At 72.8% G+C, this 23,359-nt stretch carries 17 protein-coding genes; 12 read left to right on the top strand and 5 right to left on the bottom strand.

The genetic code is table 11. The annotated features are described in order from the left end of the window. Positions 1–347 precede the first annotated feature (347 nt). A complete protein-coding gene (locus ACGFH9_RS22740; protein ID WP_355236185.1) occupies positions 348–782 on the top strand; it encodes a VOC family protein in 435 nt (144 codons plus the stop codon). Between the two features lie 136 nt (positions 783–918). After that, the gene (locus tag ACGFH9_RS22735) at positions 919–1,605 is read left to right on the top strand and encodes a type 1 glutamine amidotransferase domain-containing protein (protein WP_393222533.1); all 687 of its coding nucleotides are present in this window, start codon (positions 919–921) and stop codon (positions 1,603–1,605) included. Between the two features lie 91 nt (positions 1,606–1,696). On the opposite strand, the gene ACGFH9_RS22730 is transcribed toward ACGFH9_RS22735, so the two are convergent. Further along, positions 1,697–3,310 carry an FAD-dependent oxidoreductase gene (locus tag ACGFH9_RS22730; RefSeq protein WP_393222530.1) on the bottom strand — a complete coding sequence of 538 codons (1,614 nt, stop codon included), beginning with the start codon at positions 3,308–3,310 and terminating at the stop codon, positions 1,697–1,699. A 252-nt stretch (positions 3,311–3,562) separates the two neighbouring features. Here ACGFH9_RS22730 and ACGFH9_RS22725 point away from each other — a divergent pair, with 252 nt between their 5' ends. Further along, a complete protein-coding gene (locus ACGFH9_RS22725; RefSeq protein ID WP_393222528.1) occupies positions 3,563–4,024 on the top strand; it encodes a cupin domain-containing protein in 462 nt (153 codons plus the stop codon). Between the two features lie 62 nt (positions 4,025–4,086). Here the strand turns inward: ACGFH9_RS22725 and ACGFH9_RS22720 are convergent, their stop codons facing one another. Together ACGFH9_RS22720 and ACGFH9_RS22715 are read right to left on the bottom strand one after the other, a co-directional pair. Further along, positions 4,087–5,367, bottom strand: a complete 1,281-nt coding sequence (locus ACGFH9_RS22720) for an MFS transporter (protein WP_393222525.1) — start codon at positions 5,365–5,367, stop codon at positions 4,087–4,089. Positions 5,368–5,413: 46 nt separating this feature from the next. After that, entirely contained in the window at positions 5,414–6,604 is a 1,191-nt protein-coding gene (locus ACGFH9_RS22715; RefSeq protein WP_393222522.1) for an MFS transporter, read from the bottom strand. 194 nt (positions 6,605–6,798) lie between these two features. Here ACGFH9_RS22715 and ACGFH9_RS22710 point away from each other — a divergent pair, with 194 nt between their 5' ends. Then, on the top strand, positions 6,799–8,223 hold the full coding sequence (locus ACGFH9_RS22710; protein WP_393222602.1) for a class I adenylate-forming enzyme family protein: 1,425 nt from the start codon (positions 6,799–6,801) through the stop codon (positions 8,221–8,223). A gap of 43 nt (positions 8,224–8,266) precedes the next feature. Here ACGFH9_RS22710 and ACGFH9_RS22705 read toward each other — a convergent pair whose 3' ends face one another. Continuing rightward, complete coding sequence (locus ACGFH9_RS22705; protein ID WP_393222519.1) at positions 8,267–8,896, bottom strand: 4'-phosphopantetheinyl transferase family protein; 630 nt, start codon at positions 8,894–8,896, stop codon at positions 8,267–8,269. Positions 8,897–8,911: 15 nt separating this feature from the next. Between ACGFH9_RS22705 and ACGFH9_RS22700 the strand changes: the two genes are divergently transcribed. The 7 genes from ACGFH9_RS22700 to ACGFH9_RS22670 are packed head-to-tail and all read left to right on the top strand — an operon-like array spanning position 8,912 to position 14,369. Further along, positions 8,912–9,199, top strand: a complete 288-nt coding sequence (locus tag ACGFH9_RS22700) for an acyl carrier protein (RefSeq protein WP_355236207.1) — start codon at positions 8,912–8,914, stop codon at positions 9,197–9,199. A gap of 2 nt (positions 9,200–9,201) precedes the next feature. Next, positions 9,202–9,444 (top strand): hypothetical protein, encoded by a 243-nt coding sequence (locus ACGFH9_RS22695; protein WP_355236210.1) that lies wholly within the window; start codon positions 9,202–9,204, stop codon positions 9,442–9,444. After that, complete coding sequence (locus ACGFH9_RS22690; RefSeq protein ID WP_393222514.1) at positions 9,441–10,556, top strand: beta-ketoacyl-[acyl-carrier-protein] synthase family protein; 1,116 nt, start codon at positions 9,441–9,443, stop codon at positions 10,554–10,556. The genes ACGFH9_RS22695 and ACGFH9_RS22690 overlap by 4 nt, the downstream gene beginning before the upstream one ends. Next, entirely contained in the window at positions 10,553–11,110 is a 558-nt protein-coding gene (locus ACGFH9_RS22685; protein ID WP_393222511.1) for a beta-ketoacyl synthase chain length factor, read from the top strand. Before ACGFH9_RS22690 ends, ACGFH9_RS22685 begins: the two co-directional genes overlap by 4 nt. 1 nt (position 11,111) lies before the next feature. After that, positions 11,112–12,413 (top strand): beta-ketoacyl-[acyl-carrier-protein] synthase family protein, encoded by a 1,302-nt coding sequence (locus ACGFH9_RS22680; RefSeq protein ID WP_393222508.1) that lies wholly within the window; start codon positions 11,112–11,114, stop codon positions 12,411–12,413. 10 nt (positions 12,414–12,423) lie between these two features. After that, entirely contained in the window at positions 12,424–13,353 is a 930-nt protein-coding gene (locus ACGFH9_RS22675; RefSeq protein WP_393222506.1) for a phytanoyl-CoA dioxygenase family protein, read from the top strand. Between the two features lie 20 nt (positions 13,354–13,373). Continuing rightward, positions 13,374–14,369: a phosphatase PAP2 family protein gene (locus tag ACGFH9_RS22670; protein ID WP_393222503.1), complete on the top strand. Its 996-nt coding sequence runs from the start codon at positions 13,374–13,376 to the stop codon at positions 14,367–14,369. Here ACGFH9_RS22670 and ACGFH9_RS22665 read toward each other — a convergent pair. Then, positions 14,290–15,060: a thioesterase II family protein gene (locus ACGFH9_RS22665; RefSeq protein WP_393222500.1), complete on the bottom strand. Its 771-nt coding sequence runs from the start codon at positions 15,058–15,060 to the stop codon at positions 14,290–14,292. The two genes, ACGFH9_RS22670 and ACGFH9_RS22665, sit on opposite strands and share 80 nt — an antisense overlap. A gap of 129 nt (positions 15,061–15,189) precedes the next feature. Between ACGFH9_RS22665 and ACGFH9_RS22660 the strand changes: the two genes are divergently transcribed. Next, positions 15,190–23,358 (top strand): beta-ketoacyl synthase N-terminal-like domain-containing protein, encoded by an 8,169-nt coding sequence (locus ACGFH9_RS22660; RefSeq protein WP_393222498.1) that lies wholly within the window; start codon positions 15,190–15,192, stop codon positions 23,356–23,358. Position 23,359: the final 1 nt, after the last annotated feature.

Raw genomic sequence — 23,359 nt, 5'->3', positions numbered from 1 at the left:
GAGGTGCGTGCGGGGGTCGGAATAGCTGTAGCACCTGCACGCCGCGCGTGATCTGGTGAGTAGTTTTGAGCCAGTCGGACCTGGGTTGATGGCCCTGGTCCGGCTGGCTCATTCCAGTGATGGGGGGCGCCGCTGCTGCGACGGGGAGATCTTCGGAAAGTAGGCAGGCGTTCATGTCACCGAGGTCGGCTGAGCACCGTCGCGGCGCGCCACTTCCCACTCTCGGCGGGGTGGCCTGCCGTGCGTTTCACCGCACGGCGCTCGTTCAGCTCCTGTCAACTGCTCCTCAACTCACGTTGCCTACAACTCCTGGTGCAGTGTTCATCACGTAGCACGAAGGAGTATTCATGGCCGACGTCACCGCACCGTCGTTCAGCGGCGTGCACCACGTCGCTTTCACCGTTCGGAACCTCGAGGCCAGCGTGGCCTGGTACCAGAAGGTCTTCCAGGCCACGCTCGCGGACGGCAAGCTTCCGCACTACGGGCGCGAGTGGTCCGGGTACGCCGAACTGGTCATCGATCCGCGCACCGGCTTCTCCATCGGTCTGCACCACAACGAGGGCAACCAGGGCGAGGAGTTCAACGAGGCTCGCACGGGCCTCGACCACTTCTCCCTCAACGTCGAGACGCGCGAGGGGCTCGAGGCCTGGTCGGCCTGGCTGGACAGCCTGGGCGTCGCGCACTCCGGCATCCAGACCGCGAGGGACCCGTTCCTCTACTCGACAGTCGTCTTCCGGGACATCGACAACATCCAGCTCGAGGTTGTCGCGTTCGGCGTCTGAGTCGCCGGACCGTGGGTATGTCCGCCGGCACGGCGGACGGCGGTGGCGGCCCGCAGGGGTCCGCCATCGTCGTACTCGACATGACGCAGGAGCTCATTCCTGCGCGGAACGGCCTGATGATGTCAAGGAGCGGTGCATGACCAAGGTTCTGATGGTGTTGACCTCGCACGACCAGCTGGGTGACACCGGCCGCAAGACCGGGTTCTGGCTGGAGGAGCTGGCCACGCCCTACTACCGGTTCCGGGACGCCGGGTGGGAGGTGACGCTCGCCTCGCCCCAGGGTGGACGGGCGCCCCTGGACCCGAAGAGCGATGAGCCGGACTTCCAGACCGACCAGACCCGCCGGTTCACGGCGGACGCCGAGGCGGAACGTCAGCTCGCGACGACCGTACGGCTCGACTCGGTCTCCGTCGCGGACTACGACACCGTCTTCTACCCGGGCGGCCACGGCCCTCTCTGGGACCTCGCCGAGGACGACACCTCGATCAAGCTGATCGAGCAGGTCGTCGCGGCGGGCAAACCGATCGCGCTGGTGTGTCACGCCCCGGGGGTGTTGCGGCACTGCGTGACGCCCGACGGCGAGCCTCTGGTGGCCGGCAAGCGGGTCACCGGCTTCACCGACAGCGAGGAGGAGTACATGGGCCTGACGAAGGTCGTGCCCTTCCTCGTCGAGGACGAGCTGGTCGCGAAGGGCGGCGACTTCTCCAAGGCGGGCAACTTCGAGCCGTACGTGGTGAGCGACGGGCTGCTCGTCACCGGCCAGAACCCGGCATCCTCGGGTCCGGCTGCGGATCAGCTGATCTCACTGGTGGCCGGCGAATAACGCCGGTCACCTCCGTCCGGCGGGGCCACACGCGTGGTTCCCGCCGGACGGAGTACCGGGTGATCCCGGCCGTGACGCGTCGTAGGCGACCTCAGCGGGCGCGCACGGTGTGGACCGCGGAAACCGCGCCGGCCCCCTCGCCGACGGCTGTCGCCACCCGCTTCGTGGAGCCGGAGCGGATGTCGCCCACCGCGAAGACGCGGGTAGCGCTGGTCTGGAACGGCAGTGGCGACTGGTGCGTGCCGGACGGCAGCCGGCTGTCGGTCAGCACGAAACCGCTCTCGTCCATCGCGATGCCCTTCATCCACGCGGACTCCGGTTCGGCACCGATGAAGCAGAACAGCCCCCGGCAGTCCAGCCTCGTGGGTTCACCCTCTCTCTCCACGACGATCGCCGCCAGGGTGTCCTCCCCCTGAAGCTCACGCAGCGTGCTGCCGGTGTGGACGGTGATCCTCGGGTTGGCCTGGATCCGGTCGGTCAGGTAGGCCGACATCTTCGCTCCGAGGTCGGTCGAGCGCACCACCAGGTGTACGGAGCAGCCGCGCGCGGCCAGGGAGAGCGCCGCCTGCCCGGCCGAGTTGGCGCCGCCCAACACGGCGACCGGCTGGGACTCGTACCCGCGCAGGTCCAGTTCCGTTGCCGCGTACCGGACGCAGCCACTCTGCTCGAACTCCGCCCACCGCTCGATGTCGAGGCGTCGGTAACGCGCTCCGGTGGCGGCGATGACCGCGGACGTCGCGATCCGGGTGCCGTCCTCCAACTCCACGACGGGACGGCTCTCGTCGGAGACGTCCAGGCCGACCACCGCGCACGGCGCGTAGATCTGGACGCCGAACTTCAACGCCTGGAGCATCGCCAGCCGGGCCAACTGTTCACCGCTGACACCCTCGGGAAAGCCGAGGTAGTTCTCGATTCGCGCGCTCTTGGCAGCCTGACCGCCGATACCGGTGCCGTCCAGCAGCACCGTCACGAGACCTTCGGAGGCGCCGTACACCGCCGCGGCCAGCCCGGCCGGCCCGGCGCCGACGACGACCAGGTCGGGGTCGCGCGCCGTGGGTACGTAGGTCAGGCCGAGCGCCTCGGCGACCGTGCCGGGAGTGGCGTGACGCAGTACGCGGTTGCTGGTGACGGCGACCGGAAGTTCGTCCTCGCCGACACCCTCTGCCCGCATGAGTGCCCGCCCGGGTAGCGATGACGCGTCGAGCCAGGCGTGCGGGAGGAGCATCTGGTTCACGTACGTCCGCAGCTCCAGCGATCCAGCCACGTTCGGTCGACCGACGATCTCCAGGGCATTGCCGGCCGCTCCGCGCATGAGCTCGCGCCGGGCACGGAAGGTCTCGATCAGCACGTCGGCGATGTCGACCTGGTCGGCGAGTACGCGGCGCAGGTCGGGGGCGGTGATCCGCACGACCGTCCCGGCGGTGACGACACGGACCGTGAGGAACACCTGCTGCCCGGTCAACAGGCTCAGCTCGCCGAGGAACTCGCCCGGCCCACGCCGGTAGATGAGCCGCTCGGGCTCGAGCGACGTCGCGTTGCGCACCGCCTCCGCTGTCGCCGTACGCAGCAGGAAGAAGTCGTAGGAGCTGTCGCCGGCGGCGTACAGGTGCTGTCCCTGGCGGACCTCTTCCTCGGTGCCGTAGCTGGCCAGGCGGTCGAACTGCTCCGCGTCCAGGACAGGACCGTCGGCGTCTCCGGTACTCACCCTCGAAGAGTAGACGGCCGGTGTTGACGAGAACTGGACCCTCACTGACTTGCGTCGACACCTCCCGACGGGTGGCTTCGGTGGCTTCACCGTCGCGACGGCCTCGGCCAGCGGTAACTTGCTGGTCACTGGAAATCGTGTGCCCCGGCGTTGAGTAGACGCGCTGATGGAAAGCACGAGAGAGGGGCAGTCTTGACACACCAAGCGAGCTGGGGCCGGGACGGGTGGGCGGTGCAGCCTGGCGAGGGGAAGTTGATCGAACTCGGCGGCCCGCACCGGCCTGAGATCCTCGTCCGGGGCGCCGAGGTGGATGGGGCGTTGGGTGCCTTTCTGTTCCATCACGACGTGATTGCCGAGAACCCACCCCACGCGCACCAGGACTTCATGAAGATCGCTTACGTCCTCGAAGGGGAGTACCACTTCCGGGTGGGCGACGCCGAATTCTCCGGTGGTCCGGGTACCACTGTCGTGGTACCACGGGGCGCTTACCACACGTTCGTCACCCCAACCGGCGGCAAGCTGCTGTTCGTCAGCGCGCCGGCCGGCAACGAGCAACTCTTCGAGGAACTCGGCAGCCTGGGCCCGAACCCCACGCCGGAGCAGCTCGCCGAGGTCGACCAGCGCTTCGCCACGACCCGGCTTCCCGGTGCGGATGGCCGCCCCTGGAGCCAGCTGCGGGGGACCGGAGGCCAGGCGGACGGAACCGCCCACTGATCTCTGTCGGGCTGCATACCGCGACCGGCGTCGGCCAACCTGTGGCCGACGCCGGTCGGCGACTACGCGGGCGTGGCGGCTGGCCTGGTCCGACCGACGGTGGTGAGGAAGAGAACCAGGCCGGCGCTGGTGAGGACGAAACCCGCCCACACCGTGGAGAGGGTTCCCCACCCGGCGCCGAGGGCGACGGCGCCACCGATGGCCCCGAGCGAGTTGGCGAGGTTGAGGGCGGCCAAGTTCAGCGCACCCATGAGGGTCGGCGCGTCGGGTGCGAATTCGGTCAGCCGTACCTGGATGGTGGGAATGGCGAACATCATGGTCGCGCCGACGCCGAACAGCGTCGGCAGGAGGATCAGGACCTCACGGCCGAGCAGACCGATGACCACGAGCAGCACCAGGACGTAGCCGAAGCCGTAGATCAGCGGCCGGTTGCCGTGCCGGTCGGCGGCCCGCCCGCCGAAGTAGTTCCCGAAGGCCATGCCGAGGCCGAAGACAGCCAGGGCGACCGGGATGAGCGACGTGCTCTGCCGGGCCGCGTCGGTGACGAACGGCCCGATGAAGGTGTAGACGGCGAAGATGCTGGAGATGCCGAGTGCCGCGACCGCGACCATGAGCCAGACCTCGCGTCGTCGCAGGGCCGCGAGCTCGTGTCCCACCGAGCTGCCGTGCAGATCGTCGGTGCGGGGCAGCCAGGCCAGGAGCGCCGCGCCGGCCAGCAGGCCCAGGCCGACAACGGTCCAGTAGGTCGCACGCCATCCAGCGTGCTGGCCGACGAGGGTGCCGAGAGGCGACCCCAGGATGGTGGCCACCGTCAGACCGCCCATCACGGTGGCGAACGCCCTGCCGCCCTTGCCGGGGCCGTAGACGTACGCGGCGACGACCGCCCCCGCGCCGAAGAACGCGCCCTGCACGCTTCCCGTGATGAAGCGGAAGACGACGAGAGTGGCGATGTTCGGGGCCAGGCCCGACAGGACGTTGCCGACCAGGAACAGCGCGATCAGACCCAGCAGGAGGGTACGGCGGTTGGCGCGCGCCGCGAGAAGCGTGATCGCCGGCGAGCCGATCATGACGCCGAACGCGTAGGCGCTGATCGCGTACGTCGCGACTGGGATGGAAGCGTCCAGGTCGGCGGCGAAGAGTTGCAGGATCCCATTGCTGCCGAATTCGCCCGTGCCGATGGCGAAGGTGCCCAGGGCCAGCGCGAAGAGGGTCAGTTTCGGTCGGGGACCCGACCGCGCGGCGGTAGCCCGCTGCGCTGGAGCGTCACGCTGGGGTTCGTCCGGCTCGTCGTGGATGCCGGGGTACGCCGGCTGGAGCCGGGTGCTGTTCTCTGACGTGGTCATGGTGCCTTGTCCTCGCGGAGGGATGCCTTGCGCGGACATACTGACGTCAGCCAGTTGACATTTTCTGAAGTCTGTCGGACCGGGTGGACGTCCTCGCATCCTGGCTGAGCAGCAGGAGCGCGGCCAGCGTCAGCAGTCCGCCGACGAGCGCGAGCACGCGCGCCCCCGACGTGGGCAGGAGGGCGCCGCCGAGCAGCGAACCGCCGGCGATGCCGACGTTGAAGGCGGTGCTGACGCCGGCCGAGGCAATGTCGGTGCTGCCGGGAGCCAGATGCAGCATCCGGTTCTGCACGGCGGAGGCGAACGCCGCGTAGGCGAGGCCGAGCCCGGCGAGGAACGCGACCGCGCCGGGTCGGAGCGCGCCGAGCCCGTACATGCCGAACAGCGCGGCCGTACCGATGCCCAGCGGCGTCAGCAGCGAGGCGATCGGCCGACTGTCCAGGGTCCGGGCCGAGAACAGGGTGCCGACGACGGCCGCGACGCCGGCGGTGAACAGCAGCGGCGTCAGGGCCGCGTCGGTGAAGCCGCTCACGTCGAGTAGGAACGGCGAGATGTAGGTCTGCAGGGCCATGAAGCCGCCGATGCCGAGGGCGGTGGCTGTCAGCAGCACGCCGAAGCGCCGCCTGTCCGGTGCGGTGCCCCGGGCCGCGCCGCCAGCCTCCGGCGGGTAGGTGGGCAGGAGGCCGAGCACCGCGGTGGCGATCAGCAGACCGATCCCCGCCAGCGCCGCGAACGACGCGCGCCAACCGGCCTGCTGTCCGATCCAGGTGCCGAGGGGTACGCCGAGCACCGGCGCGAGCGTCACTCCGGCCCCGAACAGCGCCACCACCCTGCCCCGCACCGCCAGGGGAAAGGGCCCGATCACCGTCGCCGTGGCGATGGACCAGAACAGCGCCTGGGCGACAGCGGTCACGAGGCGGGCACCGGCCAGCACGGTGTACGTGTGCGCGAGCGCGGCGGTGCCGTTCGCGGCGGCGAACAGGACCATCGTGACGCCGAGCAGGTGACGACGGGGGATTCGCCGGGTCAGTCGGGCCAGCGGGACGGACGCCAGCACGACCACGACGGCGTACCCGCTGACCAGCAGACCCACCCGCGAGCGGGACCGGTCGAGATCGACCGCGATGTGGGTCAGCAGGCCGACAGGCAGCAGCTCGGTCGTGACGAACGCGAACGCGGCCAGGGAGAGCGTGACGAGCATGGCCCTGGCCCTGCGCGGCGACACGTCCGGTGCCATTCCCCACCCCCGTAACTCTGTGTGGTCATCGTCTCCGCACGTGGTCCGTCGGGCGCTTGACGGTAGGGACCGCGCCGATATAATTCATCGAACCGGGATGTCATCAGATGAGGAAGCTCCTCCGTTCGGCGCGTACCTACCCGTCGAGTCGAGCCGGCCCGCCGTTCGAGCAGCGTGGAGGCCCTGTGTCCACTATAGATTCACCCCTGGCTTCCGCGCGGCATGGTTTGCCCGCCCTCGGCACGGGCTGGGTCGACGACGTCCTGCTGGCCGGCCCGGGCAACGAGACCTGCCTCGTCCTCGGAGCGCCGATCACGCGGGCGCAGCTGCGCGCCGAGGTGGCCTCCCGACAGGCCCGACTCACCGATGCCGGGCTGCGCCCCGGCGGAGCGATTGCGCTACGGCTGCCCTCCTCGCTGGCGTACGTGGCCAACCTGCTCGCCGCCTGGCGGATCGGGGCCCAGGTGACGCTGCTCGACCACCGCCTGTCCCGTGGTGAGGTCGAGCGGGCACTCGAACGCGTCGGCGCGCAGTTCCTCGTGCAGCCCGTCGACTCCGTACTCCCACCGCTGCGCGGCTTCGTCACCGTCGACGAGACGGTCATCGCGCGCCCGGCCGGCCGGCCGGCGTCGACGCCGCACGCGCTCATCCAGCTGAGCTCCGGGTCCACCGGCCCGTCGAAGGTCATCGGACGCACTATCGACGACCTGGTCGCCGAGATCGAGCGCTACACGCTGACCGACGGCGTGCCCCGGCCCGGCGAGCGGCTCGTACTGCTCGCCTCGATGGCGCACGTGCTCGGTCTGGTCGGCGGCCTGCTCTACGCCCTGCACGCCCGGGTCACGCTCACGCTGCCTGAGCGCATGACGGTCGGCGGTGTGCTGGGCGTCATCGCGGGGGACTCCACGCCGACCACGGTGATCGGCGTCCCCGTCCATCTCGAGATGCTGATGGCCGGTCGCCCCGCCGGGCCGCTGCCGCAGTTCGTTCGGATGACCACGGCGGGCGAGCTGGTCCGGCCAGGCGTCCCCGAGCGCTTCGCCGAGTGCTACGACACCGTCCTCGGCAACATGTACGGGATGACCGAGGTCGGCGTCATCGCCACCGACCTGTTCGGTGTGCACCGGCCCGAGGTGCGCCCGGCGCCTGGAATCGACGTACGGGTCGTCGACGGTGAGCTTCAGGTGCACCGGCCCATCACACCCTACGTGGGGCTCGTCGACGAGAGTCGCTGGGCCGACGGCTGGCTGCGCACCCGCGACGCGGCCACGATCGACCCGGTGACGGGCCTGGTCACGATCCGCGGCCGCCTCGACTCGCAGGTCTCCATCGGAGGCCTCAAGGTCGACCTGACCGAAGTCGAACAGGCCATCCTCGACCTGCCCGGTGTCACCGAGGCGGTGGTGACGTTCGACGGTGGCGCGATCGAGGCGTACACGGCCGTGGACAAGCCGCTCACCGGGCCCGAGCTGGACGCCGCCCTGGAGGACGCGCTGGCTCCGTACAAGCGGCCGTTGCGATGGCAGTTCCTGGAGCGTCTGCCGCGTACGTCCAGCGGCAAGCTGGTGCGCGACGTGGCCGTGTTGCGCCGTGCGTCGGCCGAGCCGACGCCGTCATGACGCGCCGACGAGGGACGCGTGTGGCGCGACCGTCGACGGCTCGTCAGGACGCGATCGCCTCCGGTGGACCGGTGAGCAGCCGGATGCCGTCCATGTCGCCTGGGCGCGGCCGCTCCTGCCCGGCGACGGCCAGCACCAGGCCGCCGGCGAGCGCTCCGCAGGCCACCCCGGCGCGACTGTCGGGTACAGGGCGCAGCGGCAGCGACCCCGGTGGGTCCGGCCAGCGGGCCGGCAGCACCAGCTGCTGCCGTAGACCGCCGCCGCGCAGGCCGGTGCCGCGTGCCTTGCCGATGGCCTCCTTCTGCGTCCACAGCCACAGGAACGCGCTGGTGTGCAGGGGGGCCGGCTGGTCGGTCAGCCAGTCGGCGTCGGCCGCTGCCATCCAGCGTCGGGCCAACGCCGCACCGGGCAGCTCGCGGTCGCGCTCGACGTCCACGCCGACCGGCGTCACCGCCGACACGGCCACCGCCACCACGCCACGTCCGTGGCTGATGCTCGCGTGCAACCCGCGCGCGGCGCCGGTGAGCCTCGGCCGGCCGGTCTGGTCCCGTACCACGCCCACCTCGCCGGCCGGCGCGCCCAGCAGGTCGGCGGCGGTGCTCACCAGATGTTCCGACGCCCGACCCCTGGGGTCGCCGGTGATCGTCGCAATCCGCACCACGACCCATTCCATGGGAGGAGTCAAGCAATGTCAGATGAGGTTCGCCAGTCCATCGTCGATGCGCTGGCACAGATGAACTACGACGTCGACGACGTCACCGGCGACACGGTGCTCGGCCCGGCAGGGCTCGACCTGGAGTCGCTGGCCGTCGCCGAACTCGCCGTCCGCGTCGAGGACACGTTCGGCGTCAAGTTCACCGACGAGGAGTTGGAGAAGCTGGCCGACTACTCCCTCGACCGGTTCGCCGCCGAAGTGGCCGGGCGTGCGGAGCCGGCGCGGAGCGCACCCGCCGCACCGGCCGCCGCGGCGGAGTGACGGTGGGCGGCAGCGATCGCCGCGACGAGATCCTGTCGATCCTCGCCGACGTGGGCTACCGGACGGTCGACGCCTCGCGTGAGCGGATCGACTCGCTGGAACTCGCCCGACTGGTCTACGAGATAGAGCGGCGCTACGGCCTCGACCTCGACCTCGACGACGACGAGTTGGCGACCATGTCCACGGTGACCGGTGCGGCGGAGATCCTCGACCGCCTCACCCTGACGGCGGCGGAGCCGGAGTGACCGGTTCGCCTGTCGTGGTCACCGGCCTGGGCCTGCTGACGGCTCACGGCCGTGGCCCGGCACCGCTGCTGGCGGCGGTGTTGGCCGGCGAGCCCGCCTTCAGCGAGGTCCGTCGCTTCGACCCCGGCCGTAGCCGGGTCCGAGCGGCGGCGACGCTTGCCGACGCCGGCGACCTGGGCACGGAGCTGGTCGCCATCGTGACGGCCGCCTGCGACGACGCGGGGTTGGCGTACCGCCGTGCCGAGTGCCCGCTGTTCTTCGCCACCGGCACGGGCACGACGGTGGCCCGCTCGGGCGGGTCGGGCAACGGGCCGGCCGAACTGGCCGCCACCGTGGCCCGGCGCTGCGGGCTTCCCGGCGTCGCACGGGTCTACACGTCGGCCTGCGTGGCGGGCAGCACCGCGTTGGCCGAGGCCGCCTCGATGATCTCCCGGGGTCGGTGCGATCGCGCCGTGGTCGCCGGGGGCTTCCTCGTCGACGCCGACCACCAGGGCCTGTTCGACGCCGGACGGGCCCTGGCCGACGACGGCGCCGTGCGGCCGTTCAGCAACGGTCGGCGCGGGATGCTGCTGGGCGACGCGATCGTCGCCGTGGTGCTGGAGTCGGCGGCCAGCGCCCAGGGGCGCGGCGCTCGGGTGCGGTCCCGGCTGGCCGGCTGGGCCCGGGCCGGCGACGCCTACCACGTCTGCCAACCCGACCCGGGCGGGGCCGGAATGGGGTCGGCCATCCGGGCCGCCCTGGCCCGGGCCGGGGTGACTCCTAAGGAGGTGGCGTACGTCAACGCCAACGGCACCGGCACGACACGTGCCGACGCCGCCGAGAGCAGCGCGCTGCGCGTCGGCCTCGGCGCGGCGGCGGCGTCGGTGGCGGTCAGCTCGACCAAGTCCGTCCACGGCCACGCCCTGGAGGCGTCCGGCCTGCTGGAGTTCGCGGTCACCGCGCTGGCTCTCGACGCCGGCCGGCTGCCCGTCAACGCCGGCTTCCGGGAGCCTGATCCGCAGTGCCCGGTACGGGTGGTGCGCGAGCCCGCTCCGCTGACGGGCCGGTACGCCCTGAGCTGCAACCTCGCCTTCGGCGGCGCGAACACCGCGCTGGTGTTGGAGACGGTGTGAGCGGCCTCGACACCGCGCCCGGCGCGATCCGCGAGCTCGCCCGCGCGGCGTGGCCCGAGCCCGGCGACGTCGGCCGGCCACCCGCGATCCGCGGCTTCGTCGCCTCGCCGTTCCCCCCGCTCGTCGTGGCCGTCGCCGGTCGCTGCCTACAACGACGCACGGGCGCCGGGCCCGCCGGGCCGACCGCCGTCGTGCTGGTCAGCGCCTACGCCGACCAGGCCACCGCAGCGGCCATCGTCGCGGAGGTGGACGGGGGCCGCCGGGTGTCGCCGATGTACTTCTTTCAGTCGGTGCCGAATTCGGTCCTCGGGCACGTCGCCACCGAATGGGCCCTGACCGGCCCGGTCGTGTGCCTGAGTCCAGCCGGCGATCCCTTCGGCGAGGGTCGGGCGGTGGCCGAGGGCCTGTTCGCCGACGGGGACGCGATCGAGGCCCTGGTGATCGTCGTCGAGCACGACGTCGACCCGGCCACGCCCTCCGGCGCGACGGCCCTGCTGTTGACGCCGGACCACGAGACGACCAGGCCGCCGACCGGCGGCGGACAAGGCGGTTGACATGACCGGATCGACCCGACCCTCGGCCACCATCACCGGCATGGGGCTGGTGACGCCCGTCGGGCGGGGCGTGGAGGACTTCTTCGCGGCGATCTGCAACGGGCGCTCCGGGCTGGTGCGCCCGCCCGAGGGGCACGGCGCAGCCGCTGCCACGGAGGCGGTCGGGATCGCTCCGGACATCGACCCCACCACCGTGCTCCCGCGCAACGAGGTGCTGGTCGCCGACCGATTCCTGATCATGGCACTGGCCGCCGCCGACGACGCGATGCGCGACGCCGGACTGGAGGTCGGCCGCGACGTCGACCCACTTCGGGTCGCCGTGGTCGTCTCCAGCGGCGCGGGCGGCCTCACCACCTACGAGGCCCAGGCGAAGGCGCGGGAGGCGCGCGGCCGTACCGCCGTCAGCGCGTACCTCTATCCGGGTTTCCTTCCCAACATGGCGGCCGCCCGCATCGCCATCCGGTACGGCATACAGGGCTACAGCTCCTGCATCGCCACCGCCTGCGCGGCCAGCGCCCACGCGGTGGCGGAAGCGCTGCGGTTGATCCGGGTCGGCGACGCGGACGTGGTCGTGTGTGGTGGCGCCGAGTCGCCGCTCGGGCCGACCGGCACCGCCGGTTTCGCCAACGCACGGGCGCTCGCCACCGGCTGGTCCGACCCGACGCAGGCGAGCCGCCCGTTCGACCGGCGTCGCAACGGCTTCGTGCTCGGCGAGGGGGCCGGGATCATGGTCGTCGAGCGCGCCGAGCACGCGGACGCGCGAGGGGCGGCCGGCTACGCCGACATCATCGGGTGGGGCGCCACCACGGACGCCCACCACCCCACGTCGCCGCGCGCGGACGGTGTCGGCGCCGCGCAGAGCATGCGCCGGGCGGTCGCCGACTCCGGCGTCGCGCCCACCGACGTCGACTACATCAACGCGCACGGTACGAGCACCAAGCTGGGCGATGTGGCCGAGAGCCGGGCCGTGCACATCGCCTTCGGCGCGCACGCCCCCGCGGTCAGCTCCACCAAGGGTGTGACCGGACACCTGCTGGGCAGCGCCGGAGCCGTGGAGGCGGCGGCGGCCGCCCTCACGATCACCCACGGGATGCTGCCGCCGACTCACAACCTGGACGAGCCGGACCCGGCCTGCGACCTCGACCACGTGCGGGGTCAGGCGCGAGCGGTCCGGCCCCGCGCGGTGCTGTCCAACTCCTTCGCGTTCGGCGGACACAACGTCAGCCTGATGTTCGGCCCTCCGTCGACGGCGCGGGCCCGGGAGGCGGACGCGGGGGCGGTCACCACAAGGGATCAACCATGAGAGGAGCGCGATGACAACGACGGAATTCACGCTGACCGACGCGGAGCGGGCCGCGCTGCCCACCGACGAGGATGTCCGGTCGTACGCCGAGCGGGGCTGGTACCTCAGCCAGAAGCTGCTCACGGACGACGAGGTGGACACGCTCGTCGAGGCCAGCGAGCGGTTCTACGCGGGTCACCGTGACCGGCGGCTGCCCCGGCGGCCGGCGAAGCTGGCCTACTGGGAGCCGGAGCACGGCGACGTGCAGCGGCACAACGACTACGTGCACTACGAGAGCGACGAGGTCGCCGCGATCCTGCGTAAGCCGATCATCGGGGCGGTGGCGGCCCGGCTGGCGGAGGCGGCCGAGATCCGGGTGTTCCAGAGCACGCTGATCCTCAAGCCGCCGAGCCCCGGTGAGCCGACCAACATCGTGCCCTGGCACTTCGACCGCCACTACTGGCAGACCTGCACGTCCGAGCGGATGCTGACCGCGTTCATCCCGATGCACGAGTGCACCGAGGAGATGGGCACGATCACGATGGTCGACGGCAGCAACACCTGGAAGGAGATCGGCGGCGACGACAAGACCACGAAGCACTTCGCCGAGCGGGACCGTTCCGAGCTGGAGGATCTGCTCGTCGCCAACGCCGAGTTCAACGGCGCTCAGGTCAACAAGATCCCCATGCACATCCCCAAGGGACACATGAGCTTCCACCACTGCCGCACCTACCACGGCAGCGGCGCCAACCGCAGCTCAGGTCCCCGACGGGCCATCTCGCTGCACCTGCAGGACGGCGACAACCAGTACCGGCGGTTCCACCGTTCCGACGGCGACCTCGTCGTCTACAACCACGATTCCCTGGTACGTCGTGACGAGGCGGGTTTGCCCGACTACAGCGACCCGCAGTTCTGCCCGGTGCTGTGGCGGTCGTCGTCCGCTCCCGGCGAGACGGCATGACCGTTGGCACGCCCCGGCCCGTGGCAGTCGCACGGGACCGGGGCGATGGCCGGCGTGACCCACTGCTCTGGCCGGAGGAGTGCCTGTTCGCGGTGGCCCTCACGCTCGTCGCCGGGCTCGCCCTGCTCACCGGCGCGCTCTCGTGGGCGCTGCTCGCCGCGTCGGCAGTGCTGGTCGGCGCGCTGATCGCCGGGCTCGCGCTGTCGAGGCGGCGGCGCAACGCCGCGTCGGGCGTCCCGGTGCGGGCGAGCGGCGCGGCCAGGCTGGTCAGGACCGTCGGTGGGGTGGCCAGGACGGCGGTGCCGTTCCTGTCCTGCGTGGTGATCTACTCGAGCCTGCGCGTCGTCACCCCGGAGCTCGACTTCCCACTCGTCGACCCCGCGTTGATCGAGTTCGACCGGGCCGTCTTCGGCACCGACGTCAGCCGTTGGCTCAACGACACCCTCGGCTCACCCGCGCTGACGTTGTTCATGGCGTTCTGCTACCTGAGCTACGGCCTGTCCCAGGCGGCGTGGGCCATCTCCTCGTACCTGCGGGGCCATGCGCGCGAGTACCACGACTTCGCGCTCGCGATCTCCATCACGGCGGTCGTCGGCTACTCCGGCTACGTGCTGGTGCCCGGGGTCGGTCCGCACATCTACCAGACCGACACGTACGCCGACCCGCTTCCCGGTCAGGAGGGGGCGATCGGTGGCGCACTGGACGCGATCACCGCGGTCCAGGGCCCGGCGCGGGATCTCTTTCCGAGCCTGCACACCGCCATGACGGTGGTGCTGATGGTGTACCTGTGGCGCGACGCCCGTCGGCTGTTCTGGTGGTACCTGCCGATCGGCCTGGGGCTGGTGCTGTCCACGCTGTACCTGCGCAAGCACTACGCCGTCGACCTGCTGGCCGGGACGGCCCTCGCGCTGCTGGCAGTGGTGGTGGCGGGACGGGTCAACCGCTGGTGGTACCGGCCCCGGACCGACTCGCCGGACGAAGCAGCTCGGTCGTTCGCGCCGTCACCGCCGCGATGACCTGCGGATGGTCGAGGATGAAGTGCCCCCCGTCGACAACGGTCAGGTCGAAGCGGTCGACCGTCTCCTGCTGCCAGGCCAGTGCGCCCGCTGCGTCGGCCATCCGGTCGTGCCGGCCCACCACCGCGGTGATCGGGCACGTCAACGCCGGCCGGGGCGGGCGGGCGTAGGTCTCGGCCAGCCGCAGGTCGGTCCGCAGCACCGGCAGGGCGAGCCGCATCAGCGCCGGTTCGGCGAGGACGTCGGCCGGAGTGCCGCCGAGACGTCGCAGCGACTCGATCAGCCGGTCGTCGTCCAACGCGTGCAGGGGGCGGTGGGCGAGACCGGCGGCGGGCCCGTTACGGCCCGCGGCGATCAACAACGCCGGGCCCGGGCCGGTGCGGGGCAGCGTCGCCGCAACCTCGTACGCCAGCAGCGCGCCGAAGCTGTGCCCGGCCAGGGCGTACGGACCGGACACCCGGTCGCGCAACATGTCGCACGTCGTGGCCACCAACCGGGGCCACTCGTCGATCGCCGGCTCCTGCCGGCGGGTGCCGTGCCCGGGCAACTCCACCGGCTCGACTGTCACTCCGGCCGGAAGCCATCGCCTCCACCTGGTGAAATGCGCTGCCGAGCCGCCCGCGGCCGGGAAGCCGAACACGGTCAGGGACGACAGGGCTGAACTGCCGTTCGCCAGAGCTTTTTCGTCCATCGGGACGTGATCTATCAGCATTGACATCTCGCTTCTCGTCCGATGTACTTCAACGTACAGGGAAATCATCAGGCGGGGAATGGTCGCCGTGGTTCACCAAGGCGGATGCACGTGGGGGGTGCCGTGGGGATGCGCCGCGACCGTCGCCCAGCCTCCAGGGCAGGCGTCACCGACATCGCGGTGGTGGGCGTCGGTTGCCGGTTTCCCGGCGGCGTGGACGACCTCGACTCGCTGTGGCGCGTCCTGGAAGAGGGCCGCGACGTCACCGGCCGCGTGCCGGCCGGGCGGCCCGGCGCGGCCTCGCTCGACACGGTCGGCGTCGGCGGGTTCCTGCCCGACATCGACCTGTTCGACGCGGAGTTCTTCGGTGTCTCGCCGCGCGAGGCGCGCGAGATGGACCCGCAACAGCGCCTCCTCCTCACACTCGCGTGGCGGGCCATGGAGCACAGCGGTGTGCCGTTGTCGACCTGGTCCGGCAGCAACACCGGGGTCTACTTCGGCATCCTGGCCATGGACTACGCCGTCCTGCACGCCCGCACCCTCGGTGTCGACCACGTGGGAGCGCACTACGCCAGCGGCAAGGAGTTCAGCTTCGGCTCGGGGCGCGTGGCGTACACGTTCGGCCTGAACGGGCCGTGCATGACCCTGACCGCCGCCTGCGCGTCCTCGCTGTTGGCGGTGCACCTCGCGGCGCGCGCCCTGGCGGCCGGCGACTGCGACACCGCGCTGGCCGGCGGTGTGAACCTGATGGTGGGTCCGGAGCTGACCCTCTACATGCGGCACATCCAGGCGCTCTCGCCGCAGGGGCTCTGCCGCCCGTTCGACGCGGCCGCCGACGGCGTGGTACGCGGCGAGGGCGGGGCCGTGGTCGTCCTCAAGAGGTACGCCGACGCCATCGCCGACGGCGACCGGATCTGGGGCGTCATCAAGGGAAGCGCGACCAACCACGACGGCCGCAGCGCCGGCCTGACCGCGCCGAACGCCGTCGCCCAGGAGCAGCTGCTGCGCGCCGCGCTCCGCGATGCCGACGTGGCGCCCGCGGACGTCGGGTACGTCGAGGCACACAGCACCGGCACACCGCTGGGCGACCCGATCGAGCTCAGCGCGCTGGCGGCGGTCTTCGGTCCGGAGCGTGCACCGGAACGCCCGCTGCTCATCGGCTCACACAAGGCCAACTTCGGCCACCTCGACTCCGCCGCCGGCATCCTCGGCCTGCTCAAGGGGCTTCTCGTCGCGCGTACCGGCGTGGTGCCGCCGCAGATCAAGCTGGCCCAGCCGACGCCCCGGTTCGGCTGGTCCGGCTCCGGGCTGGCGGTCCCCACCACCCGTACGACGCTGCCGGACACCCCGCACCGCCTGACCGGCGTCAGCGCGTTCGGCCTGTCCGGCAGCAACGTCCACGTCGTGCTCGCGGCACCCGAACAGGACCGCCCGGCCCCGACCCCGGCACCCGTGTCCTGGCCGGTGCTGGTGCTGTCCGGTCCCACCGAGTCGGCACTGGCGGACCAGGTCACGCGGCACGCGGAGCTCCTCGACGACTCCGCGACGGCAGAGCCCGACCAGCTCGGCGACCTGCTGTTCAGCACCGGCGCCCGGCGCAGCCACCACACGTACCGGCTCGCCGTGACCGGCGCGACGGCCGCCGACCTGCGCGGTGCGTTGACCGGTCACCAGCGCGGTGAGAGGTCCGCCAGCACGGTCAGCGGTGAGCTGCTGCACGACGCGCCGGCGTACGTGGTGCAGGTGTTCTCCGGCCAGGGCTCGCAGTACCCGGAGATGGGCCTCGACCTCTACCGCGCCGACCCGACCATGCGGGCCACGCTCGACGAGTGCGACGCGGTGACGCGGCGGATCGCCGGGTGGTCGCTGCTGGAGGAACTGGGCCGCCGTACGGGCAGCCAACTGTCCGACACCCGGTTCGCCCAGCCGGCGATCTTCGCGATCCAGATCGGGCTCTCCCGGCTCTGGGCGCGGTGGGGTGTTCCGCCGGACTCGGTGGTCGGCCACAGCATGGGCGAGGTCGCCGCGGCCTGCGCCGCCGGCGCGCTGTCGCTGGAGGACGCGCTGCGGGTCATCGTGCTGCGCGGAGAGCTGTTGCAGCCCGCCTCCGGCAGCGGGCGGATGGCCGCCGTCGCGCTGTCCGCCGACGAGGTCACCGCCGCCCTCGAACGGCACGCCGAGGTCGTGATCGCCACGGTCAACGGGCCGCGCTCGGTCGTCGTCGCCGGCCCGGCCACCGCCCTGGACCGCCTCCTCGCCGAGCTGACCGCCGCCGGAGCGCGGTGCGTGCCGTTGGCCGGCGACTACGCGTTCCACAGCCCGGCGGTCTCCGCGTACGGCGACGAGCTGGAGCGCCAGCTCGACGGGTTGCCATGGACCGCGCCCCGGGTGCCGATGCTGTCCAGCGTCGACCCGACCGGGGTTGTAACAGATTTCGGGCCGGCCTACTGGGGTCGCAACGTGCGTGCGCCCGTGCTGTTCTGGCCGGCGATCGACCGGCTGCTGTCCCGGCGGCCGGCGGTCTTCCTGGAACTGGGCCCACACCCGGTCCTGACCGGGCCGCTGACGGCGTCACTCGCGGCCCGGTCCCGCCGGGGCGCGGCGATCGGCAGCCTGGTGCGGGGGCGACCGCCGGTGCAGACCCTGACACGAGCCCTCGCCGAGGCGTACACCGCCGGTGTCGCGGTGGACTGGGCTGCGGTGCACGGCGAGGGTCGGCGGTACAGTCCGCTGCCGCCGGTCCGGCTGAGCGGCGAGCGGTACTGGCTGCCGAGCCCGGCGGTCCCGACTGCGGCGTCCGTCGTCCCGGCGTCGCCGGAGACGGTGCGGGCGGGTTCCCCGGGGCATGCCGGGTCCGAGCATGCCCTCGCCGGGGTGGCCCTGGGCGAGCTGCGAGCCGAGGTACGCCTCATCGCTCCGGACGGCACCGTCGTTCAGACACTGGCCGGGGTCGGAGTGCCGGCGGCATCGGCGCGTAACGGCGGCGGTGGCCGGGACGGCAGAGCCCTCGGCGACGGACTCGGCACCGATGCGGGAGCCAACGGCGCCGAGACCAACGGCGCGGGTACGACCGGCGCGGACACCCGCGGCGCGACGGCCAGCGGCGCGACGGCCAATGGCGCGACGGCCAGCGGCGCGACGGGCGACGGCGCTGGTGCGGCGGGCGCGGGTGTCGGTGGCGGCGACGTTGGTGGCGGGGTCGGTGTCGGCGGCCGCGACGCCACCAACGGCTCCGGCACCCGCGCCGGCACGGCGTGGGAACGGGAGCGGATCGCGGCCCTGGTCAACGACGCGGCCGCCGAGGCTCTCGGCTATGAGCCCGGCCGGCGCCTGGCGCGCGGGCGTGGGTTCTTCGAACTGGGGATGGACTCGCTCGCCCTGGTCTCGCTCGTCAGTCGGCTCGAACGGGAGCTGGGGACCGTCCTCGGCGCCGCCGTCGGCATCGAGCACCCGACCATCGACGCACTCGCCGACCACCTCCTCACCGAGGCCCTTCCGACCGAGCCCCCGCGTCAGGCCGAGCCCTCGCGTCAGGCCGAGCCCTCGCGTCAGGCCGAGCCCTCGCGTCAGGCCGAGCCCTCGCGCGCAGTCGAGCTGCCGGTCCAGGCCGAGCCCTCGCGCGCAGTCGAGCCGCCGCGTCAGGCCGGGTCACTCCTCACGGCAGGGCCGACGCTCCAGCCCGCACCGCTACCGAGCCGTGACGCGATCGCGCCGGCTGCCAGCGTGCTCGGGCGTGGCACGTCGGGTACGACTACGTCGGTCGTGTCGCGGCCGTCCGGAGCGGTCGCGTCGACCCCGCGTGGGCCGGCCGAGCCCGTGGCGATCGTGGGCATCGGTTGCCGCCTGCCGCAGGCCGACGGCCCGGAACAGTTCTGGCGGCTGTTGTGCGACGGCGTCGACGCCACCGGCGACGTCCCGGCGGACCGGTGGGACGCGGAGGCGCTGCTTGGCGCGGGGCCCGGGGCACCCGGCACGGTGGTCACCCGCCGTGGCGGCTTCCTGGACCGGATCGACCTGTTCGACAACGCGTTCTTCCGGATCTCGGCCCGTGAGGCCCGCGCCATGGACCCGCAGCAGCGCCTCTTCCTCGAGGTGGCCTGGGAGGCGCTCGAGGATGCCGGAGTCACGCTCGAACACCGGCGCTCCGCCCGCGTCGGCGTGTACGTCGGCATGAACACCACCGACTACCAGCAGTTGCTCACCCGACGCGCCCGGGACGTCGACCTCTACTACGGCACGGGCAACTCCTTCAGCGGGACGGCCGGCCGGTTGTCGTACTTCCTGGACGTGCGCGGCCCGAGCCTGGCGATCGACACGGCGTGCTCGTCCTCGCTGGTCGCGGTGCACCTGGCCGTGCAGAGCCTGCGCGCGGGCGAGGCCGACATCGCGCTCGCCGGTGGGGTCAACGTGATGGTGCGGCCCACCGTGCACCTGGCCATGTCGGCGGCGGGCGCACTGTCGCCCGACGGGCGCTGCAAGACCTTCGACGCGAGCGCCGACGGCTACGGGCGCGGTGAGGGCGCCGGCGTGGTGGTGCTCAAGACACTCGCGCAGGCCGAGCGTGACGGCGACCGGGTCTACGCGGTGATCCGCGGCAGCGCGGTCAACCACAACGGTGCGAGCGGCGGGCTGACCGTGCCCGGCGGCGAGGCCCAGGAGGAGCTGATCCGGGCGGCGCTCGCGGTGGGCGGCGTCCCCGCGTCGGACGTGGACTACCTGGAGGCGCACGGCACCGGGACGGTCCTCGGCGATGCCGTGGAGGTGCGGGCGATCGCCCGTGCGCTCGGCGGCGGGCGTGAGCCGGACCGGCCGCTGCTGGTGGGGTCCGTCAAGACCAACATCGGTCACCTGGAGGCGGCCGCCGGTATCGCCGGGCTGATCAAGACCGCGCTGGCGCTGCGACACGGCGAGCTGCCCGCGCACCTGCACGTCTCCCAGCCCACGGGCCAGGTGGACTGGGCGCGGCTCCCGGTCCGGATCACCACGTCCACCACGGCATGGCCGGCCACCGGTGGACGGTCCCGGGTCGCCGGGGTGAGCGCGTTCGGTTTCACCGGTACCAACGCCCACGTGGTCCTCAGCGGGCCGTCCGCTCCAGCGTCGTCGCCGCAGGACGGTGCCGGGCACCTCACGTCGGGCGGCGGTGCGGCGTCGAGGGCCGGCGCGATCGTCTCCGGCCGGGCACACCTGCTGGTGCTGTCGGCCGCCGGGGAGGGCGCCCTCGCCGGCGCGCGCGACGGCTTCGTCCGGGCACTCTCCGCCTCGGCCAGCGCCGACCTCGCCGACATCTGCTACGCCACGGCGGCCCGCCGGGCTCACCTGGAGCACCGGTTCGCGGTGGTCGGCCGTGGGCTCGCCGCGCTCACCGCCGGGCTGTCCGGTGGCGACGGCACGCACCAGGGCGTGGCCTCCGGTGCGGCCGAGCGCCTGGTGCTGGTGTACGGCGACCGTGTGACGGTGGACTGGCGTGCCCTGGAGCGTGACGAGCCCGCATTCCGGGACACGGTGGACGCGCTCGACGACGGTGGTCTCGTGCGAGCGGCACTGGTCGCCGGGGGTGCGGAGCGCGGCGGGCCCGCCGCGGTGCTGGCCGTCCAACTCGCCCTGACCGCCGTCTGGGAGGCGTACGGGCTGCGGCCCGACGTGGTCGTCGGCCGGGGCGTCGGTGAGGTGGCGGCGGCGTGTGCGGCTGGTGCGCTGGACCGGGCGCGGGCGGTCCGTGCGGCCCTCGACGGTGCGACGGTCACCGTGGCGACGCCCGCCGACCTGCCGGCGACCCCCGTGCTGTGGCTGGCGTCGACGGGCGGGCCGGTTTCCGGTAAGCACCCGTTGGCCCTGCGCCCACCGGCCCCCGACTGGGACGCGCTGGCCGGGCCACTCGTGGCGGCGGGGGAGCGGGTGCTGCTCGCGGTCGACGCCGGGCCGGACGCCGCGACCGTCGCGGCAGGACGGGAGACGGATCTCGTGGCGGCCGGGACGGACCTGGGCCGCCCCGACGGCTTCCTGGACGTCGTCGCTCAACTGCACGTGGGCGGGGTCGGCATCCACTGGGAGACGCTGTTCGGCCGCCGCCCGTACCGGGCGGTGCTGCCGCGCTACCCGTGGCAGCGACGCCGGCACTGGGTGGACTCGCCGGACCAGGTGAACGGCTCGGCACCCGTCGCGGAGCGGCCGGCCCCCGCGACCGTGGCCGTCACGACCGGTGCGGCCGCCACCGTGGTCTCGACCGCCGTCACTGCGAGTGTCGTGCCCGAGGTGCAGTCCCGAGGCGCCGTCGGTCGCGCGCTGTCCGACGACGTCCGGGACCGCTGGGCGGCGCGTACGTTCGCGGTCCGCTGGCGCCGCGTCCCCGCGCCCCTCGCGGAGGCGACCGGACGGTGGCTCGTCGTGCCACTCACGAGCGCGTCCGTCGAGACGGGACAGCGGGTGGTCGACGGCCTGCGACTCGCGGGTGTCGAGGCGATCTGGCGGCCCTCGTCCGTCGGCTCGGCCCGCGACGACGACCGGGCGGGCACGCCGACCGACGGCGTAGCCGAGGACGACGCGCCGTGGATCGATGTTCCGCCGGACCACGGAATCGTGCTGGTCGCGGCGGCCGTACCCGGCAGTGTGTCGGGCGACGTCCTGGTCGCGCGTCTGGTGCGGGCGGCCCGTCACCTTCGCAACGGGCTTGACGCGGCACCCGGCAGGCTGCGCGTCGTCACCGCCGGGGCGTACCAGCCGACCGGCGACGGCGAGGTCGACCCGGCGCAGGCTGCGGTCTGGGCGGCCGGGCGGGTGCTCGCGATGGAGGCGGCACCGGTGTGGGGCGGACTGGTCGACGTCGACCTGCGGGTACTCGGCACCGGCCCGCGCGACGCGGACGGCGAGCCCGGTCAGGCGGACGCCGGCTGGACTCCCGGCGACGCTGCCGGACTGGCCGGCGCGCTCACGGCATCGCGCGCACCCCGCACCGAGCCGGCCGAGGACGAGGTGTGCCTGCGTGACGGGATCTGGTACGCCTCCCGGCTGTCGACGGCGGACCCACTGCCCGTGGCGCTGCCCGACTTCGACTGCGACCCGGACGCCTGGTACCTGGTGACCGACGCCCTGCGCCCGGCCAGCCGGCCGTTCGTCGACGTGCTCGTGCGCTGTGGCCTGCGCCGGCTGATCGTCGGGGACACCCGGCTGATCGTCGGGGACGCCGTGCCGTCCGACATCGCGTCCCCCGGGGACGTCCGGCTCGGCGAGCTGACGGCGGCCGGCGTGGAGGTGCGACACATCGACCTGACGGCTGCGGACCGTACGGCGGCGCAGGTCGCGGCCGACCTGACACCGGAGGCGCTGGGTGCCCCGCTCGGCGGCGTGCTGATCGTCGGGTCGCCCGCGTCGGCGGCCCCGATCGACACCCTCGACGAGGACGCGGTGTCGAGGGCGCTGGGCTGGGCTGACGTCGTACACCGGCTGGATCTGGCGACCCGTGACCTCGCGCCGCCGCTGTTCTGCGTGACCGGCGCGGCGGCCGCGGTCTGGGGAGCCACCGGGATGGCCGCGCGGGCCGCGGCAGAGGGCGCGGTCGACGCGGTGATCACCGCCCGGGAGCGGGCCGGTCGGCCCGTGCGGGTGGTCCGCTTCATGCCCGTCGACGACCCCGCCGAGTTGTCCCGCCGGGACCGGATGGTGATGGTGGACAGCGGCTTACGGCCGCTGGCCGGCGCGGACGTGGGCGAGGCCTTCGAGGTGGCGCTCCGGGCGGGCCTGACCCGGGTCACGGTGGCGGACGTGGACGCTCCGCGGTACGCGCGGGTGTGTCGGGAGCGGGCCGACCGCGCGTTCCTCGCCGAGATCGGCGTCGAGCCCGCAGCGGATGACGGCGGGACGCCGGAGGGCGGGACGCCCGACGCGCCACTGGCCGCCGTCGTGCTGGCGCTGCCGGCCGATCGGCGGGCCGAGCACCTGCTGGAAGCGGTGCTCGACGCGGTGGCCGAGGTGCTGGGGGAGACGTCCGGCGTGGACGTCCTGGCCCACCAGGGCTTCTTCGACCTCGGCATGGACTCGGTGATGTCGCTGAGCCTGCGCGGCTGGCTCGAACGCGCGCTGGGGGTCGACCTGCCGGCGACGCTCACGTTCGAGTTTCCCAACGCGGCGGCGCTCACCGATCACCTGCTGACGTTGCTCGACCCGGTCGCGAGTCCGGCCGGTGGCGCGCCGACCACCACGGTGTCCGGCGCGCTGGACGAGGCCGACGACGACCTGGCGGCGATGCCCGAGGACGAGCTGATCGCGCGGCTGTCGGCCGCGCTCGCGGAGGGAGGCTGAG

Source organism: Micromonospora sp. NPDC049102 (genome assembly GCF_043197485.1).
Classification (GTDB): Bacteria; Actinomycetota; Actinomycetes; order Mycobacteriales; family Micromonosporaceae; genus Micromonospora.
This window is presented reverse-complemented; position numbering and strand designations above follow the sequence as displayed.